We start from the raw sequence: 16,874 nt of genomic DNA, 5'->3' as shown, positions 1-16,874 counted from the left end.
ATGGACAAGACAATCATCTCCTGCGCCATTACAGGCTCGATCCATACGCCCTCCATGTCGCCGCATCTGCCATGGAAGCCCGAGGACATTGCCGCGCAGTCGATTGAGGCCGCCGAGGCAGGCGCCACGATCCTGCATCTACATGCCCGCGATCCGAGCGACGGGCGCCCCTCAGCGAGTGCCGATCACTTCGGGGCGTTTCTGCCGCAAATCGCCGCGGGCTGTGATGCGGTGATCAACCTTTCGACTGGCGGCAGCGCGATCATGACACTCGAAGACCGGCTGGCCGGGCCTCTGCGGTTCCAGCCTGAGATGTGCTCGCTGAATATGGGCACGATGAATTTCGCGCTCTACCCCATGGCCGAAAAGGAGCGCGATTGGCTCTTTGACTGGGAAGAGCCCTTCTTGCGCGGCACCGATGACTTGGTGTTCAAGAACACACCACGCGACATTACGGGCGTTCTGAAGCTCATGGGCGAGGAGCGCGGCGCACGCTTCGAGTTCGAATGCTATGACATTGGCCATCTCTACATGCTGCGGCACTTTGTAGATCGCGGTTTGATCGAGACACCAATCTTCATCCAGTTTGTTTTCGGCGTGCTCGGCGGAATGGGTTCCGACCCTGAAACGCTGGACCATATGATTGCACTGGCCCGCAAACTCTTTGGCGAGGATGTCATGTTCTCGGTTCTTGCCGCCGGGCGGCACCAGATACCGATGGCCACGCTCTCCGCCGAGCGCGGTGGGCATGTACGCGTCGGGCTGGAAGACAATCTGATGATCTCCAGGGGCGTGCTTGCGCCAAGCAACGCAGCACAGGTGCTGCAAATCCGCGAGATCATCGAAAAGATGGGACGCGCCATCGCCACATCAGATGACGCCCGCGCGATGCTTGGCCTCAAGGGGCGCGAAAACACGAAGATATGAGCATCAGGATTGAAGCCGTCACGCCAGACACCCTGGAATGGCTCGAAGAGGGGCTTCGTGCCTTGGCGCAGGACCTGGAGGATCCCTATCGTCTTGCGTCGGCGGCACTGGAACGCGCGCTCTTCTCGGACACGCCCGCCTGCAGCGGCACGCTGGCATTCGACGGAAAGAAATTGTGCGGAGTTGCGCTGTTTTCACCGATGATGTCGACGGCGCTTGGCTATCCGGGGGTTTATGTGTCCGATCTCTGGATCGCGGAGGAGGCACGTGGCGCCGGGTTCGGGCAGGCGATGCTCGGCTGGGTTGCGACGCGGGCCCAGTCGCTCTGGGGCAGCGGCTACATGCGACTTGCCGCTTATGATGAGAGTCCGCGTTCCATAGCCTTTTACGAGCGGCTCGGTTTTTCACGCCCGCATGGTGAAACAAGCCTTCGCCTCACCGGCGCTGAATTCAAAACCCTGACGAGGACGACATGAGAGCCTTTTACGATGACCGCCAATGGGAACACGATCCCAAACATTTCATGGCCAATGGTGCACTTTTGCCCAACCCCGAACAGCCCGAGCGCATCGCGCGACTGAAGTCCGGGGCAGAGGCAGCCGGGTGCAGGTTTGAAGCACCGCCCGATGCCGGAATAGGCCCGATCGCCGCCGTGCACACGGCCGAATACCTTGCCTTTCTCAAGAACATCTACACCCGTTGGCAGCGGATCGAAGGTGCAGGTGATGAGGTGATCCCAAACATCCACCCCGCAAGCCGCACTGACGGCTATCCCAAGTCCGCCGTCGGTCAGGCGGGCTTTCATCAGGCCGACACGGCCTGTCCCATCGCCTCAGGCACATGGAAGGCGGCCTATTGGTCTGCACAATCCGCAGTGGCAGGTGCAGATTCCATCGCGCAGGCCGCAGGTGCGGCCTATGTGTTGTCGCGGCCACCGGGGCACCATGCTTTCGCGGACCTCGCAGGCGGGTTCTGCTTTCTGAACAATTCCGCAATCTCCGCCGAGCGCCTTCTGGCAGCAGGCCACAGACCCGCGATCCTTGATGTGGACGTCCATCACGGCAACGGGACGCAAGGCATTTTCTATGATCGCGGCGATGTGCTGACGGTCTCGCTGCATGCCGACCCCGTGCGGTTCTACCCGTTTTTCTGGGGTCATGCGCAAGAGCGTGGCGCGGGCGCTGGACTTGGCACAAATCTCAACATCCCGTTGCCGCGCGGCACGGGCGACGATGACTATCTCAAGGCGCTCGGTCCGGCGCTCGAACGGATCGAGGCCTTCGGCTGTACTGCCCTTGTGGTCGCACTTGGCCTCGATGCCTCCATCGACGACCCGTTCAAGGGTCTTGCTATCACCCCTGACGGTTTCGAACGCCTCGGCGCGGCTATCGCCGGACTGGCGCTCCCCACGGTGTATGTACAGGAAGGCGGATATCTTTCGGATGCGCTCAGCGGAAATCTGACGCGCTTCCTGAAAGGTGCGCGTGGCACGTCATGACGCAGACGGTTGATATCGTTGTCATAGGTGGCGGTATTGCGGGGATCAGTGCTGCAGCGGCGCTTGCCGAACATGCGAGCGTCAAGGTGCTCGAGGCCGAGGCACAGCTTGGCCATCACGCGACGGGGCGCTCTGCCGCGGTGTTCATTCTGAACTATGGCAATACCACTCTGCGCGCGCTCAATGCTTTGTCCTATCCGGCGCTTGCAGGGGACCTTTTGGGGAACAGTGTCTTGTCCCCAAGGGGCGAACTTCTGGTTGCCACGGCCCAGAGCCTTCCTGCACTGGAAGCCTATCTTGACGGCTCCGAAGGGGTTGAGCGGATCACGCCCGACGAAGCCCGCAAGATGGTGCCGGTTCTCCGCCGGGAAAGTCTTGTCGCGGCCAGTTATGAGGAACAGGCGCTTGGGATCGACGTTGATCAGCTTTTGCAGGGGTGTCTGCGGCTCTTTAAGTCGCGCGGCGGGCAAGTTGAAACCAATGCGGCCGTTCAAGCGCTTGAACAGACTGGTGACGGCTGGCGTATCGAGACCCCAAAGCGCGGCATACATGCCAAGATCGTCGTGAATGCGGCGGGTGCCTGGGCCGACAAGATTGCCGCGCTGGCTGGGGTAAGGCCGGTCAGTCTGCAACCGATGCGCCGCTCTGCCGTTATCATGCCGATGCCTGCAAACCTCGACGCCTACAAGCATTGGCCGCTTTTCGCTTCGGCCGCCGAGGACTGGTACGCCAAGCCAGAGGCTACAGGCCTGATGATCTCTCCCGGCGACGAGGACCCGGTCGAGGCGCAGGATGTCTACCCCGACGACATGGTGCTGGCAGAAGGCCTCTACCGGTTTGAACAAATGGTCGATTTGCCAATTGTGCGGCCCAGCCACAGTTGGGCGGGCCTGCGCAGTTTCGTACCCGACCGCAGCCCAGTCTGCGGCTTCGACCCTGAGGCGACAGGCTTCTTCTGGCTGGCCGGTCAGGGCGGTTACGGTGTCCAGACATCTCCTGCGCTCGCCGCCTTGACGGCATCGCTTTGCACCGAACAGACCTCTGATTTCCCGGCCGACCTCACCGCTGCCTTAAGCCCCGCCCGTTTCGGAAGCACCGTAAACTGATTTTTTGCAAAGATTTCCCGCACAGGCGGAAGTCCTGCGGGTTTACGGTGGTTGGCCCCGCAACTTGTCCATGCTTGAAAAGGACTTGCTGCCCCCGGCACGAACGGCCGCTCTTTCCGCCGCATTGCAGTGCTCAAGATGATGCGCACGCGGCAAAACCTGTGCTGCGTGCGCACGCAGCATAAAATTCGAATCCACAGGTTGGGCTCAGTCGTTGAATCCGCCGCCCCCGGGCGGAATGCCCGCTGTCGATTAACCAACGGCGCGCAATCATCTTGAAGGTTCGAAATATCCGTGCATTTGCAGATGTTTTTCAGGCAAGTGCTGAAACCTTGCGAAAGGCCGGTCTCGAAGCGCGATGGTGTCGCGGATCGCTGCGGCACCGCATGGCGGGAGAGAGCCCAGACCTACTGATGCAGCACAGAGCGCTAATGATTACAAATGCGTGTGAAGCAGACGTTGTCGCAGGTCATGACGCAAGAAGCAGTCGTTTCTGCTGGTCTGTCGATGCCGCGATGGGGTAAGCATCATGGCAATTCGCAAAACTGGCACGTAGAAAGAAGGGCCGGTCACTTCCATTCCTTGGTTTCCCGAGCGAATTCTTCGAGGTAGTCGACCAATGCGTTTGAAGCGGCAATGGCCGCCGTCGTGTCTCCGTTTGCGACATCAAGCAGCAACCGAGCGTGCAGCTCGGCCGCAATGTTGAAGTCTTCTTTCTTCATGTGGAAAATCCAGAAACGGCGCGACAATCCCTGGACAACACGCATCGTTTTCTTTGAAAATTCGTTGTGACATGCCTCGACAACCAGGTCATGGGCCGTTCTAACAGCCGACAGGGCCTGGGGACGCGAGGCAGGCGGAGCCTTACTGACTTCTAACAACTCTTCACCGAAGGTCCTCATGATCTGCCGGTCCTCTTCTGTGGCCCGGATTGCCGCATATTCGGCGGCAAAGTTCTGCAAGGGGCGCCGAATTTCGAGCAACCGCAACTGAACATCCGGTTCCACTTCGGTAATCTGAATGCCACGGCGTTGCTTGATGACCACAAGGCCCTCGAATTCGAGGCGCTGCAATGCCTCGCGCACGGGGGTTCGGCCGAATCCGACGACTTCAGCAAGCTCTTTTTCGGAATACATCACGCCCGGCTTCAACTCGGTCAGGACGATCATTTCCTCAAGCTTCTGAAAGGTGGCCTCGGCGTCTGAAAGGGTTTTCACGGTCTTGTCCATATCTCTATATTTGCCTGCAATCCCCATGCCTTGTCCACTTCATCCGACCCAAATCAGGAAAATGGCAGCTCGCACAGGGTGCCGCCAAGCACACGCCCCTCTTTTCGCACCTCGACATGGTCGCCCGGGCGATACACCCGGGAAACCAGAGCGAAGCCGATGTTTTGGCCAAGCTTGCGCGACCAGGTGCCGTTGGTCATGTCACCGACCTTGATCCCACCAACCTGGATGTCGTACCACCGCGCATGGTTCGGCGACGGCATTTCGCCCTCAAGAACCACACCCAGCTGGTGACGCCTTGGACCCTCGTCCTTGATCCGGCGAAGTGCCTTGATGCCGATCACGCCGTCATCCACGTCCAGATCAACATACTTGCCAAGCCGGACCTCGAAAGGGTTGGTCGCATCATCGGAATCCCCACCGTAGGACAAAAGGCCGCTTTCGATCCGTTCACAGGGGTTTGGGTATCCCGGACCGATCCCGAACGGCGCGCCCGCCTCACGCACGATGTTCCAAAGCTCGGTTCCGCGGGATCCGTCCATCAGGTAAATCTCAAAGCCGCCTTGTTTCGAGAATCCGGATCGGGCGATCTTGACCGGAATGCCGCCGATCTCGGCATCGCCGAACCAGAAGTATTTCAGGTTCCGCACCCAATCCCCGAAGATCGACGCCACGACATCTGCCGCCATCGGGCCCTGAACGGCCATCGGCGAAACGTCGGGTTCGGTGATGTCCACCTCAAATCCGCGTTCGGCAGCGATGCAGCGCGCCCAAAGTTTGACGTCACTGTCCGCGATCGAGAACCAGAACAGTTCGTCGTCCAGCTTGTTGACAACCGGGTCATTGATAAGAGTTCCGGCGTGATTGCACATCGGTACATACTTGCCTTGGCCAACCACCTGTCCGGAAAGATCGCGCGGAGAAAGGATCTGTGCGAGACGCGCAGCGTCGCGTCCCTTGATCTGAACCTGCCTCTGGCCGCCTACGTCCCACATGCTGACACCGTTCATCAACCGGTCATATTCCGCATCGGCATCGCCATATCCCAGTGGGATCAGCATCTGGTTATAGGGCGTGAATGAGGTGACGCCTTCTGCAAGGGTTGCCTCGTAATAGGGCGATGGGCGCAAGCGGGTATGAGGGGCGATTTCCGGCATCTTGGGGCCTTTTGCTTTCCGGTCAAACCGGGTTTGGTTGAAAGTGGTTTTTGAAGGTCTGGCGCAACGCCTGACGGTCGAGCTTGCCCAGCACCGTTCGAGGCAACGCTTTGAGAGTGACGACATCATCCGGAAGCTGCCATTTCGCGAACCGACCGGTTGACATGAGCTCTCGAGAAATTCGCTCGATCTCGATCGCTTCTCCGGCCACGGCCACGCAGAGGGGTCGTTCTCCCCATCGCGGATGTTGCACACCGATGACGACGCATTCCTCCACTCCGGCGATCTGCGAAATCTGCCTCTCCAGCGCGGCTGGGGAAACCCACTCGCCGCCGGACTTGATCAGGTCCTTCTTGCGGTCCTGCAGGTGCAGGGTGCCGGTTCGGTCAATCTCGGCCGTATCACCGGTTGCGAACCAACCGGCCTGTCGCGCCGAGCCCTTTTGGCCGTGATACCGCTCGACGACACACGGGCCGCGAACCAGCAGTTCCTGCGTTCCATCTTCGGACTCTGCCAGCGAAAGTTCGGTCAGCGGCAGCGGCTGGCCCTGCATTGGCGGGACCTCGCCTACTTCGGGCGGCAAGTGCTGCATCGTCGCCGCACTCAGCGTTTCCGTCATGCCCCAGCACAGCATGGAGGTGACACCTGCCGCCCTGAGGATCGACAAGGTTTCAGAACGCGGTGCCGTGCCGCCCATCAGGATACGCAGCCCGGTGAGGTTTGCCTTTCGCAAGGCGATTTCCGGGGCAATGCGGGCAATCACCTCGGGAACGGCGCCGGTGAAGGTGATCTTCTGCTGGGTCAGGATGTCCGGAACTTGATCTGCCTGGATCGGCCCTGAAAGCACCGAGATATCCGCCCCGCACATGAATGCCGAATAGGGAACACCCCAGCCTGCGCCGTGGCAGAAAGGAACCATGAGCAGCACATTGTCGGAATGACTGATGCCGTAGCCATCGACCATTGCCTCGGTCAGGGCGTGCAGCGTCAGCGCGCGGTGAGAATAGCCGACACCTTTGGGCCGCCCCGTGGTGCCACTGGTATAACAGAGCACGGCTGGGGCATTTTCATCGGTTACCGCAGCCTCAATCGCATCAGGGTTCGGCGGGCCAGACCCCAGAAGGGCATCGAAACTGGTGACGTCTCCGCCCGCACCTTCACTCAGAGACAAGATATCCAGATCAGGGCGGGCCTTGCGCAATTCAGCAAGCAAATCGGCGAATTCGGCATCAATGAACAATAAGCGGTCGTCAGCGTCTTCAAGGATATAGGCGATTTCCTCGACCGGCAGACGCGTGTTGATGGCGTGGAACACGCCGCCCGCCAGCGGCACGGCCCACATCAGCTGCAAATGCCGAATTCCGTTTGCGGCGAGCGTCGCAACCCGTTGGCCGGGTTCGAGACCACGCGCCTGCAACGCGTTTGCCAAGGCAAGAACATCGTGGGCGAACTGATCATAGCTTTGTTCGACAACCGATCGGTCCGGACCAAAGCACCGTATGCGGCGCCCGGTACCGATGGTACGGCCGCGCTCGAAAAGTCGATAAAGTGTCAGTGGATCGGTCATTCCATTCTTTCCACAATACCCTCAGACCATGCCGAACTTCCGAAGCGTGGCTTGTGCGGCTCCGGTTGCGAGACAACGCTCGAATGACGCCATCGCGCGGTCGTCCATCTCAACCGCATCCCGGTCAATCGGCCCCGCGCACAGCTGTTTGGTTGCCGCAACCGCGTGGGCCGGTAGCGCAGCCAGCCGGGTGGCATAGTCGAGTGCGGCCTTGGCCGCGCTGCCTTCGGCCAGGAAGTCCGCTAACCCGATCCGATATGCGGTTTCACCGGAAAACCCTTCTGCCCCCCAAAGGATATGCCGCGCCGTATAGGCCCCCAGTCGCGCCTGCATCGCGGCAATGCCATAGGCGGCGTTCCAGCCGATGGGAACCTCTGGAAGGGCCCATTTTGCATCCGCGCTGGAAAAAACCACGTCACAGGATGCAGCATAGACCGCGCCACCGCCGATGGCGTACCCGTCGACAGCGGCAATGATCGGTTTCGGGTGACGATTGAAGCTGCGGGCCAGCGCCGCCATTTCGCGTTCGTCTGCGATCATTTCTCCGACGCTCTGACCGGAGAGAGCCTTGAGATCGCTGCCTGCTCCGAAGCCATGCGAATATCCCTGCAAAACAATTGCATTGACACCTTCATCGCGGGCGGCGCGCTCTAGCGCCCCGGCCAGCGCCCGTGTCACTGCAAGATCCATTGAATTGCGCCGCTCGGGCCGGTCCAGCGCCAGGGTCAGAACCGCCCCGTGATCGATCTCGCGCAGGCCTTCCGTCATCAGATTTTCACTCCAAACCGGGCATATGAGGCCCTGGCGACCTCGTGCTTGCAGCTTTCATGAAACATCTGGTTGGCCATCAGATCGAGCACCTGGCTGTTTTCACCCGCCGCCGGTGCACAAAGCCGCTTGGTCGCCGTAACGGCGTGTTCCGGCAGTGCCGTGAGCTTGGTCGCGTATTCGTGCGCTGCCTCGGCCGCGCGGCCCTCGGCAAGGAAATCCGCCAATCCCAGACGAACGGCTTCTTCGCCATCGAACGGATCGACGCCCCAGCAGACATGGCGGGTCACATAAGGCCCGCAACGGGCGAGGAATGCCTGGACACCCCAGCCGGGGTTCCAGCCCAACGCCACCTCGGGCAAATGCCAGCGGGCGTTCTTCGCAGTGAAAACCACGTCGCAGGACACCGTGAACACCATGCCGCCGCCCATGGTGAACCCGTCCACCGCCGCGATCACCGGCGTATCCATGAAACAGAACGAGCGGGCCACGGCAGCTTTTTCACGTTCTGCCGCGGAGATCTGGTCGAGGTTGAACGTGGCGAGTTCCTTCAGGTCGCTGCCGGCACAGAAGCCATGTTCCTTGCCGCGCAGGATAATCGCCTTGATCTCCGGGTCGCGGTCCAGTTCCGCCGTGACCTCGGCGATCCTGTGGGCAAGCCCGAGGCTCATGGCGTTGCGGACCTCGGGGCGGTCGATGGACAACGTGGCGACAGCGCCATCACGGGTGATTTCGAGCATGAAGGTTTTCCTTTACGTGAAGAGTTTCGGATCCATCGGGGGGATTTGATCGGGCACGCGCACCGGCGCAAAGCCCATCAAGTCGAGCACCTGGGCTTTCGGGTCGATCCCCGGGGCAACTTCGAGAAGTTCCAGACCGTCCGGCGTCACCGCAAAGACGGCACGTTCGGTGACAAAATGGGCGGTCTGACCACGCTCACGCACACCGGTCAGCAGCGGGTAGGTGATCTGTTCGACACTTGAGACGAATTTCGAAACCTTGCCTTCCTGCAGGATCGTCAGCTTGCCCCCTGTGGCGTCGACCTTCAGCCCGCCGGTGGTGAAGGTGCCGTTGAAGATCAGGTTGGTGGCGTTGTGTGCGATGTCGATGAACCCGCCCGATCCGGGATTGGCGCTCCCGAATTTCGAGACGTTGATATTGCCCTCAGCATCAAACTGGGCAAAGGCCAGCGCGCAGGTTTTGCACAGGCCCGCATGGATCGCATCAAACTGGGTTACGCCATCAAGCAGGGCATCGGGGTTGTAATTGGCCGAGAACTGCCAGCCCGAGGTGACGATGCCTCCGTATGAGCCGTGCTCGGTGGTGGAGGGGTAGTCATAGATGCCATCGCCATCGAACCGGCCTTCGGTGGCAAAGATCGTCGGGATCGAGGACGAGGCGCCGAACCCGTAGATCGTCAGTTCATTTTTATTGATCATGCTGGCAGAACGGCGGGCAATCACCGTCGGCGCACCGGGTTTCAGCGGTTGCAGCTCGCGCGGGTCCATCCGCGTCTGGCCCAGGAACCGGGCGTCGTCCTGAATGCCGGTGACCAGTTGCTGGTCAGGATCGACCACCACTTGATCGACCAGGACCCCGGGCACCTTGACCATATGCGCATGGCGCTCGCCGGGTTCATAGGTGCGCTTGACCTGGGCAATCACCTTGCCGCCGCAGGCCTTGACCGCCAGCGCGATCGCCAGGTTGGACGACACCAGGGGATCGTCCTCAAAACACAGGTTGCCGTGTTTGTCGGCCGACGTTGCCCGGATGATGCCGTAATCGAGATGCTGGCTCGGAAAGAAAAGGTGCGGCTTGCCGCGGAAATCGATCTTTTCGACAATGTCTTCGGTGGTACGCGGTGTGACCTTGCCGCCATCCAGATCGGGGTCGACAAAGGTGCCGATGCCGACCTCGGTCAGATATCCGGGGCTGCGCCGCGCAATCTCGCGCAGCCAATGCATCATGACGCCGATATGAAAGGTGTAGGCCTCGATCTTGTTGGCCCGGACCTGCCCCATCGACCGGGGGCGTTCGCCGGTCTTCGGATCGGGCGGGTTGATGAACGACCCGGTGATCAACCGCTTGGTCATGCCGTCGTGCATCAGGTTATCAATGCCCTTGATCGCGCCGTTGTCGCCCCCGAAGCAGGGGACATAAAGCGTCAGATCGCCCGGCGCACCGGTATCAAGGTAACGCTGCCCCAAGCTGCGCAGCAGCTTTTCCGGGACGATCCAGCCGATGACGCCAACGATGGCCAGCATGGCACCGGACGGAATGTCGGCAACGGCGGTTTCGAATTCGGTGATCTTACTCATGGGATCCTCACATCAACACGGATGGCAGCCAGAGGGCGATTTGCGGAAAGGCGATCAGCAGTCCGATGGCCAGCGCCTGCAGGAAGATGAACGGCCAGAATGAGCTGTAGATGTCGCCCATCGTGATGTCGTCGGGTGCGACACCTTTCAGGTAGAATGCGGCCGGGCCGAAGGGCGGCGTCAGATAGGACATCTGCATGTTCATGGTGAACAGAACGCCGAACCAGATCGGGTCATAGCCGAAGCCGATGATGATCGGCACGAAGATAGGCATGGTCAGAAGCAGGATGCCGATCCAGTCCATGAACATGCCAAGCACAAAGAGGATCAGCATCATCACGATCAGGATCGCCAGCGGCGACCAGTCGAGCCCGTTGATGGCCGAGGTGACATAGGCCGCACCGCCGAAGAAATTGTAGACGCCGATGAGGGCGGTTGCGCCGAACACGATCCACATGATCATGCCACAGATGCGCAGGGTCTGATTGCAGACGTCCCGGATGAGACCGAGCGAGAAGGTGCCCTTGACCGCGGCCGAGATCAGCGCGCCGATGACACCCATGGCGGCGGCTTCGATAAAGGACGTGATGCCGGTATAGATACAGGTCAGCACCCAGGCGGCCACGGCGACAGGCAAGATGGCACCACGCATAACCGCCATCTTCTCGGCGCGTGGCATGTCGCGTTCTTCAGGCGGAAGCGGCGGCGCCTTGTCCGGCCAGATCGTCGCCGTCACCATGACATAGACCACATATAGGCCGGCCAGCATCAAGCCGGGCAGTAGCACGGCAAGGAACAGCTCACCCACACCAGTATCCGTGGTCAGCCCATAAACGATCAGCACGATCGACGGCGGGATCATCGTACCGAGGGACCCCCCGGCACAAACAACGCCCACGGCCAATTTCTTGTCGTATCCGCGTTTCAGCATTTCCGGCAGGGCGATCAGGCCCAAGAGGACGATCTCGCCGCCGATGATGCCGGACATTGCGGCCAGCAGAACCGAAACCGCCAGTGTCTGAACCGCCAGTCCGCCGCGTATCTTGCCGCCCAGCATCGACATGGCACGAAACAGATCGTTGGTGACCCCTGATTTCTCCAGAACCAGCCCCATCATCACGAAGAGCGGCACCGCCACGAAGGAAAAATCCGCCATCAGATCGTAGATGCGGGTGGCGATGAGGCTGAGACCCGTCGGGCCGAACTCCATCAGGATCAGGGCTGCGGCCATGATCCCCGTGGAAAAGGCCAGCGGCACGCCCGCGAACAATAAAAACAGGATGCCGATGACAAGGATCAGCGTGATCAGTCCGATACCCATGATCCTATGCCACCAGGCGTTTCATCGAACGGAAGATTTGCGTCACGGCGATCACGCACATGATGCCCGCGCTGACCAGCAACACGGATTTCAGGATCATCGGCAAGGGCGAGTCCCAACTGGTTCCGGTTGTTTCATTGAGTTTGATCGACAGGCGTGCATTGACCCATGCGCCATAGCCCACCAATGCCAGATAGGCTGCGGCAACGATGGCCGCCAGCAAGTCCAGCCACCGCTGCACCCGCTCAGGCACGTTGTCGTAGATCGCGGTAATCCTGATATGGCTGCCTTCGTAAAGCACAACGATGCCGCCAATCGCGAAACAGCCCCCAACCAGCATGACGACCATGTCCTGCACCCAAATCCGCGGTGCATTAAAGCCGTAACGCATCACCACCTCAAAGCCGATGATGGCGACGCAGATGGCAAAGCCATAGCTGGCAATCTCGACCGGTTTCAGCACCCAGGGGAGAGACGGGCTGCGCGCATCGGGCTCTGGCAGTTCCATGGTGGTCCTCGAAGAAAAAAGCCGGGCCGATCACGGCCCGGCAGTTGGAAGAGATCAGTCGATCTGACCGATGGATTTCAGCCAGGCGATCTGGCTTTCGTAGACTTCCTGGGCGTGGGGGCTTTTTGCCGCCGTTGCTGCCCAGATTTCCTGTGCAGCCGCGCGGAACTTGGCGCGTTCTTCCGGCGCCCAGTCGATCAGGGTGATGCCCTTTTCTTCGGCCGCCGCCAGCACCTCGGCGTCTGCCTTTTCGAAAGTCTGAAGCATATCAAGCGCCAACGTCCGCACACCAAGTTCTAGAAGGGTCTGGGTTTTGGCATCCAGGCTGTTCCAGGTTTCGAGATTCATCGATACGTCGCCCATCGGGATCGAGTGGATGCCCGGATAGATCGCGTAGGGTGCGACATTATGCAGGCCCGCGCCGTCGTTGATCGAAATCGTCGACCAGTCCGTGGCCGAGATCACACCCTTTTCGAGCGAGGTGTAAACCTCGGAACCGTGCACCGAAACGGGCGCCGCTCCGATTGCCCGGAAAAGATCGGAAGACGGCCCCTCAGGCATTCGTATCTTCACGCCTTCAAATTCGGCAACCGTACGGATCGGTTCCTTCATGGGGATGGATTCCACGCCCCACGGCACCGGCCCGATAAAGTATAGCCCATGCTCGGCATAGATATTGCGGGCCAGTTCAAGGCCACCGCCCTGATAGTACCAGGTGAGAAACTGATAGACGTTGGAATAGCCCGCGTTCATTTCGCACAGCAGGCCGAAGGCCGCGTCGACACCGGCATAGTAGCATGGCGTGCTCTTTTGCATATCGAGAATGCCCGAGCCTACGGCCTGCAGCGTCTGGTTGTGGGCGACAATGGCCTTGTTGGGAAGGACAGTGATGTTGATGTCCCCGCCCGAGGCCGCAGTCATGTTAGCCGCGAATTGTTCAATGACGAGTTGAGGCGCAGATCCGCCGCCCCAGAATGACTGGAGTTTCCAGTCGTAGCTGTCCGACAGCGACGCTGTCGCCGACAGAGCCAGCGCTGCAGCACCAGCCATCAGGGATTTTGCAAAATTCATGGGTTTCCTCCTAGGGTTGGACATTGATTGCTTTTGGAAAGTCCGCAAAATCAGTCCAGTGCGGCCCCTTCGCGGTTCAGGATGTCGCGAACGTCTTCGCCTCGGATGTTGCGCAGGGCGACGCCGTCACGCAGCGCGATGTCCGCTGCCACAGCCGCCGCGTGGCCATAACCAAAGCATTGTGCAGTGACCCTGGCAGAGGCCAAGGCCTCGTGTTCAGCGGAAAGACAGCGCCCGGCGACGATGATGTTCTCGCCAATCTCGGGAATGAGCGTGCCGAAAGGAATTTCGTAATAGTCGTCCAGCAGCCATTCGACCTTGGGCTTCTGGCCGGAATGCAACTCGATCGGCCAGGGGCAGCGCACGACACCATCGGCATGTTTGTGGCGCCCCACCACGTCCTGGTTGGTCAGACGTTTGACCCCGACAATCGAGCGGGTCTGGCGAATACCGACCTCGACCCCGGTATCGACGACATAGCTGTCAGCACAGCCCGGCACCTTGTCCTTTAGGAACCGCGCATATTCCCGAACCTGATGGCGGGCGACGATTTCTGCTTCTGTGTGATCAACCGGGTTGGTCACATCCAGATCGCGCCCGTCACGGCCCAGGATGCGGGTGGCGTTGACCATGAGCTCGTTCGGGCGCGAGGTCGGAAAGATCCAGATCTTCTTGCGCGGAAGATGGTAATTGCCGCTGTTCTCGGCCTCGATCAACGCCTCGACGACGTGTGCCGGGCTGATCGTGTTATCGCCCCAGTACTCCAGGTAAGCGCCCACATCGACATTGCCCAACCGGAAGATCATCGTCGGGTTCTGGATGGTGCCGTCCTGCCCCTTGGTGGTCGCCCAGCCGGCGCGGTGCACGACATCGGCGTCGCCACTGGCATCAACAACCAGCTTGGCTTCAATCCTGGCCAGGCCGGATTTCGTGTCAACTATCACGCCACGCACGGCAGCCCCATCTCGCAGCACGCCCACGACGCGGGAATGGTAGAGAATGTTCACGCCTGCATCGGACAAAAAGTCGTCCGCGTTTTCGCGCCACATGTGCGGGTCATGCGTGACCGTCCAGGTCTTGCCATAGCGCTGCGGTTCCGTAAGACCGCCACGCGCGATCAACCGCTTGCGGAACTCGTCGGCAAAACCGAACACGACTTGCTCGGCACGATTGGCGTTCCGATCGCTGGACATGTAGAGACCGCAAATCGTGCCCGACATACCGGCAACCGCTCCACCGCCGCAGAAACCGTAGCGCTCGATCATGAGAACCTGATGCCCTTTTCGGGCGATGTTCGTTGCTGCCGAGACACCCGCAGCGCCACCACCGGCAACGATCACGTCAAACTGGCCCAGGCTTGGGATCGCTGCTTCGTTAAGCACTCCTTGAATCGCGTAATCGTCGGAAAGCATGGCGTCGCCCTGTTCGAATTATTGATACCTCATCTGATATATCATTAGATATAGTTCGGTCAATGAATCTGGCAGCGCTCCTAATTACCAGCGCAAGGCAGTCTCTATGGGTTTGAAAACATGAAGAATAATCGAACAAGGAACTTCTGTAAGGAACGACCCTTCAGCACATTTCCAGGCTCACGGTTTCTGCTTTCAGATGCCAACGCCGGAAAGTGGCCAGTTGATTCCCTCGGTTCCAGGACGGATGTCCTTGGCGTTCGGAACTATCCTTTGCGATAGAACACACTGTGAAACTTCAGACAGATTGAGATTGCGCAACGAGATATCGAATGGCCGCTGCGGGGACGTTGCGACGGTGTGTCGGCGACAAAGGAGAGGACCTTCCTTGTGCCATTTCTCTTGAAGCGAAATACCGCAATGCAAAGCAAACCAGACACTGCAGTCAATTAGCTAGATGCTCGCTCAGTCCGCGACTCGTTCCTTGCCTGAAGAAGTCTCGCTGCGCCTGGCACGAATGGCCGCTCTTCTCGCTGCATTGTCGTACTAAAGATGATGCGCGCGCGGCAAAATCTGTGCTGCGAGCGCGCGCAGCGAGAAAATCAAATTCACAGGATGGGCTCACACTTCGGTTTTGCCGCCCATGCGCGAACTACGGCTCCTGACTTGCCTATGACCACGCATTGAGCAACATGATACAAGATCAAAGACTTGGCCCGATCCCCCGGATGACCGGTCTCGATCAGCCTGTTGCACCGGCATTGCCACGCGGGCGTTAGGCGGTTCTGAGCCCTATTTGACCTTACATAGTCCACATCTATATTGTTGCTTATCTGACGCCGATGCCAGATCCAGGAAAAAACTAGACGAGACCGATGCATGAAAATTGGCGAATTGGTACAAGCAACTGGTCTAACCGAGCGAATGCTGCGCCACTACGAGCAGCTTGGGATCATTACGCCTGGCAGATCTGAAGGCGGTACGCGTCAATATGATGAAGAGGACCTCGCGGTTGCACAGCTCATGCGACAGTTGCGTGCGCTCGATATTCCGTTGGAAACCGTCGCGGAGATCGCGCAGGAACGATCAAAGCATTCAACCGGGAATTCTTCTTGTCTCTCCGTTGGCGCCTTGCTCGAAGACCTGGCTGAGCAGTTGAGCCGAAAGGCCGAGCGGGCACTTTCACTCCGGCGGACAATAATGGATGCCGAGAAATCAGTTCAGGAGTGCAAGGGCTGTGAGAATGTCCCTAGCTCCAAGACCTGCCCGGACTGTCCCATGAACCGCATGGCAGAAGAAAACCCAGTGGCCGCCTTGATCTGGGATTAGGTTTAGAGGCGGAAGACCTGTCCAACGATCGGCCAAAACACATCGAATTCGGCGTCGTCGGAGAAAGGCATCTCGTCGTAGTCAGGTTCCTCAAGCGAAACTCCTGCTCGCAGTGCATTCTGCACTGCGCTCCATTTTGCAAACTCTGCTTCAAGGGCAGGTAAAGTCATCTGGCGCCGCATCATTGCAGCAGGCACCTCGATCACGGTGCCCGGAAGCGACAACCCCTCATATCCTGAAATCACCCATTCGCGCGCGCATTCCCAATGGGGGCCAATGACTTCGAAAAGAGTTTGGTATGCAGCCCGTACACGCGGAGGCAGTGAAATCTCGCCCCACGCCAATGCTGCGAAAACGCCACCCGTTCGCACAACTCGTTGAGCTTCGGCAAGATGTGCCGAAAGATCAAAGTGGTGTAGCGCCTGCATGGAAAACAGCAAATCGACACTCTGCTCTCTCACCGGAAGCTTCTCGGCAGCTGCCTTAACAACCTTGACCGGCGTCTGTTGCAATCGGGGTGGCGCCACGTCCGTCGCCACCACAGTGGTAAAGTAGGGTTTTAGGAATGCCGACAGCTCTCCAAGACCTGCGCCACATTCGACGCAGGCCCCGTTCTTTTCGGGGAGGGTCGCCAACCATTGCATCAATCCACGTGGATCAAGC

Annotated in this window: 16 protein-coding genes; 5 read left to right on the top strand and 11 right to left on the bottom strand. The window is 59.5% G+C overall.

The genetic code is table 11. The annotated features are described in order from the left end of the window. From kce to AC2FLX_RS15235, 4 genes are read left to right on the top strand one after another with little or no spacing between them, the layout of a single operon-like run. Positions 1-927 carry a 3,5-dioxohexanoate:acetyl-CoA acetone transferase gene (gene kce / locus AC2FLX_RS15250; RefSeq protein ID WP_496810870.1) on the top strand — a complete coding sequence of 309 codons (927 nt, stop codon included), beginning with the start codon at positions 1-3 and terminating at the stop codon, positions 925-927. Next, complete coding sequence (locus tag AC2FLX_RS15245) at positions 924-1,403, top strand: GNAT family N-acetyltransferase (RefSeq protein WP_496810871.1); 480 nt, start codon at positions 924-926, stop codon at positions 1,401-1,403. The genes kce and AC2FLX_RS15245 overlap by 4 nt, the downstream gene beginning before the upstream one ends. After that, the gene (locus AC2FLX_RS15240) at positions 1,400-2,425 is read left to right on the top strand and encodes a histone deacetylase family protein (RefSeq protein ID WP_496810872.1); all 1,026 of its coding nucleotides are present in this window, start codon (positions 1,400-1,402) and stop codon (positions 2,423-2,425) included. Before AC2FLX_RS15245 ends, AC2FLX_RS15240 begins: the two co-directional genes overlap by 4 nt. Then, the gene (locus tag AC2FLX_RS15235; RefSeq protein WP_496810873.1) at positions 2,422-3,531 is read left to right on the top strand and encodes an NAD(P)/FAD-dependent oxidoreductase; all 1,110 of its coding nucleotides are present in this window, start codon (positions 2,422-2,424) and stop codon (positions 3,529-3,531) included. The genes AC2FLX_RS15240 and AC2FLX_RS15235 overlap by 4 nt, the downstream gene beginning before the upstream one ends. 569 nt (positions 3,532-4,100) lie before the next feature. Here AC2FLX_RS15235 and AC2FLX_RS15230 read toward each other — a convergent pair. The 10 genes from AC2FLX_RS15230 to AC2FLX_RS15185 all read right to left on the bottom strand — a co-directional run bounded on the left by AC2FLX_RS15230 (position 4,101) and on the right by AC2FLX_RS15185 (position 14,882). Further along, the gene (locus AC2FLX_RS15230) at positions 4,101-4,748 is read right to left on the bottom strand and encodes a GntR family transcriptional regulator (protein ID WP_480747848.1); all 648 of its coding nucleotides are present in this window, start codon (positions 4,746-4,748) and stop codon (positions 4,101-4,103) included. Positions 4,749-4,813: 65 nt separating this feature from the next. Next, complete coding sequence (locus tag AC2FLX_RS15225; RefSeq protein WP_480747849.1) at positions 4,814-5,917, bottom strand: glycine cleavage T C-terminal barrel domain-containing protein; 1,104 nt, start codon at positions 5,915-5,917, stop codon at positions 4,814-4,816. Positions 5,918-5,939: 22 nt separating this feature from the next. After that, on the bottom strand, positions 5,940-7,484 hold the full coding sequence (locus tag AC2FLX_RS15220; RefSeq protein ID WP_480747850.1) for an AMP-binding protein: 1,545 nt from the start codon (positions 7,482-7,484) through the stop codon (positions 5,940-5,942). Positions 7,485-7,505: 21 nt separating this feature from the next. Beyond that, entirely contained in the window at positions 7,506-8,252 is a 747-nt protein-coding gene (locus AC2FLX_RS15215; protein ID WP_480747851.1) for an enoyl-CoA hydratase/isomerase family protein, read from the bottom strand. After that, positions 8,252-8,992, bottom strand: a complete 741-nt coding sequence (locus AC2FLX_RS15210) for an enoyl-CoA hydratase/isomerase family protein (RefSeq protein WP_480747852.1) — start codon at positions 8,990-8,992, stop codon at positions 8,252-8,254. The genes AC2FLX_RS15215 and AC2FLX_RS15210 overlap by 1 nt, the downstream gene beginning before the upstream one ends. Before the next feature lie 12 nt (positions 8,993-9,004). Continuing rightward, on the bottom strand, positions 9,005-10,570 hold the full coding sequence (locus tag AC2FLX_RS15205; RefSeq protein WP_480747853.1) for a CoA-transferase: 1,566 nt from the start codon (positions 10,568-10,570) through the stop codon (positions 9,005-9,007). Positions 10,571-10,577: 7 nt separating this feature from the next. Next, positions 10,578-11,891, bottom strand: a complete 1,314-nt coding sequence (locus tag AC2FLX_RS15200; RefSeq protein ID WP_480747854.1) for a TRAP transporter large permease — start codon at positions 11,889-11,891, stop codon at positions 10,578-10,580. A 4-nt stretch (positions 11,892-11,895) separates the two neighbouring features. Next, positions 11,896-12,399, bottom strand: a complete 504-nt coding sequence (locus AC2FLX_RS15195) for a TRAP transporter small permease subunit (protein ID WP_480747855.1) — start codon at positions 12,397-12,399, stop codon at positions 11,896-11,898. A 54-nt stretch (positions 12,400-12,453) separates the two neighbouring features. Next, the gene (gene dctP, locus AC2FLX_RS15190; protein ID WP_480747856.1) at positions 12,454-13,470 is read right to left on the bottom strand and encodes a TRAP transporter substrate-binding protein DctP; all 1,017 of its coding nucleotides are present in this window, start codon (positions 13,468-13,470) and stop codon (positions 12,454-12,456) included. Between the two features lie 50 nt (positions 13,471-13,520). After that, on the bottom strand, positions 13,521-14,882 hold the full coding sequence (locus AC2FLX_RS15185; RefSeq protein WP_480747857.1) for an FAD-dependent oxidoreductase: 1,362 nt from the start codon (positions 14,880-14,882) through the stop codon (positions 13,521-13,523). Between the two features lie 879 nt (positions 14,883-15,761). On the opposite strand from AC2FLX_RS15185, the gene AC2FLX_RS15180 reads away from it, so the two are divergent. Then, positions 15,762-16,211, top strand: a complete 450-nt coding sequence (locus AC2FLX_RS15180; protein WP_480747858.1) for a MerR family transcriptional regulator — start codon at positions 15,762-15,764, stop codon at positions 16,209-16,211. A 2-nt stretch (positions 16,212-16,213) separates the two neighbouring features. Here AC2FLX_RS15180 and AC2FLX_RS15175 read toward each other — a convergent pair. Then, a partial coding sequence (locus tag AC2FLX_RS15175) for a class I SAM-dependent methyltransferase (RefSeq protein WP_496875459.1) occupies positions 16,214-16,874 on the bottom strand: 661 nt, incomplete at its 5' end.

This window comes from Ruegeria sp. YKSF57 (assembly GCF_059612585.1).
Note: the sequence above shows the minus strand (reverse complement) of the source record. Positions and strands in the feature narration are given on the sequence as shown.

Excerpts from the sequence above, each read along its gene's own strand:
- AC2FLX_RS15235 (WP_496810873.1), top strand. The coding sequence starts at position 2,422 with ATGACGCAGACGGTTGATATCGTTGTCATAGGTGGCGGTATTGCGGGG.
- AC2FLX_RS15185 (WP_480747857.1), bottom strand. The coding sequence starts at position 14,882 with ATGCTTTCCGACGATTACGCGATTCAAGGAGTGCTTAACGAAGCAGCG.
- AC2FLX_RS15240 (WP_496810872.1), top strand. The coding sequence starts at position 1,400 with ATGAGAGCCTTTTACGATGACCGCCAATGGGAACACGATCCCAAACAT.
- AC2FLX_RS15210 (WP_480747852.1), bottom strand. The coding sequence starts at position 8,992 with ATGCTCGAAATCACCCGTGATGGCGCTGTCGCCACGTTGTCCATCGAC.
- AC2FLX_RS15195 (WP_480747855.1), bottom strand. The coding sequence starts at position 12,399 with ATGGAACTGCCAGAGCCCGATGCGCGCAGCCCGTCTCTCCCCTGGGTG.
- AC2FLX_RS15215 (WP_480747851.1), bottom strand. The coding sequence starts at position 8,252 with ATGACGGAAGGCCTGCGCGAGATCGATCACGGGGCGGTTCTGACCCTG.
- AC2FLX_RS15205 (WP_480747853.1), bottom strand. The coding sequence starts at position 10,570 with ATGAGTAAGATCACCGAATTCGAAACCGCCGTTGCCGACATTCCGTCC.
- AC2FLX_RS15200 (WP_480747854.1), bottom strand. The coding sequence starts at position 11,891 with ATGGGTATCGGACTGATCACGCTGATCCTTGTCATCGGCATCCTGTTT.
- AC2FLX_RS15180 (WP_480747858.1), top strand. The coding sequence starts at position 15,762 with ATGAAAATTGGCGAATTGGTACAAGCAACTGGTCTAACCGAGCGAATG.
- AC2FLX_RS15220 (WP_480747850.1), bottom strand. The coding sequence starts at position 7,484 with ATGACCGATCCACTGACACTTTATCGACTTTTCGAGCGCGGCCGTACC.
- dctP (WP_480747856.1), bottom strand. The coding sequence starts at position 13,470 with ATGAATTTTGCAAAATCCCTGATGGCTGGTGCTGCAGCGCTGGCTCTG.
- kce (WP_496810870.1), top strand. The coding sequence starts at position 1 with ATGGACAAGACAATCATCTCCTGCGCCATTACAGGCTCGATCCATACG.
- AC2FLX_RS15245 (WP_496810871.1), top strand. The coding sequence starts at position 924 with ATGAGCATCAGGATTGAAGCCGTCACGCCAGACACCCTGGAATGGCTC.
- AC2FLX_RS15225 (WP_480747849.1), bottom strand. The coding sequence starts at position 5,917 with ATGCCGGAAATCGCCCCTCATACCCGCTTGCGCCCATCGCCCTATTAC.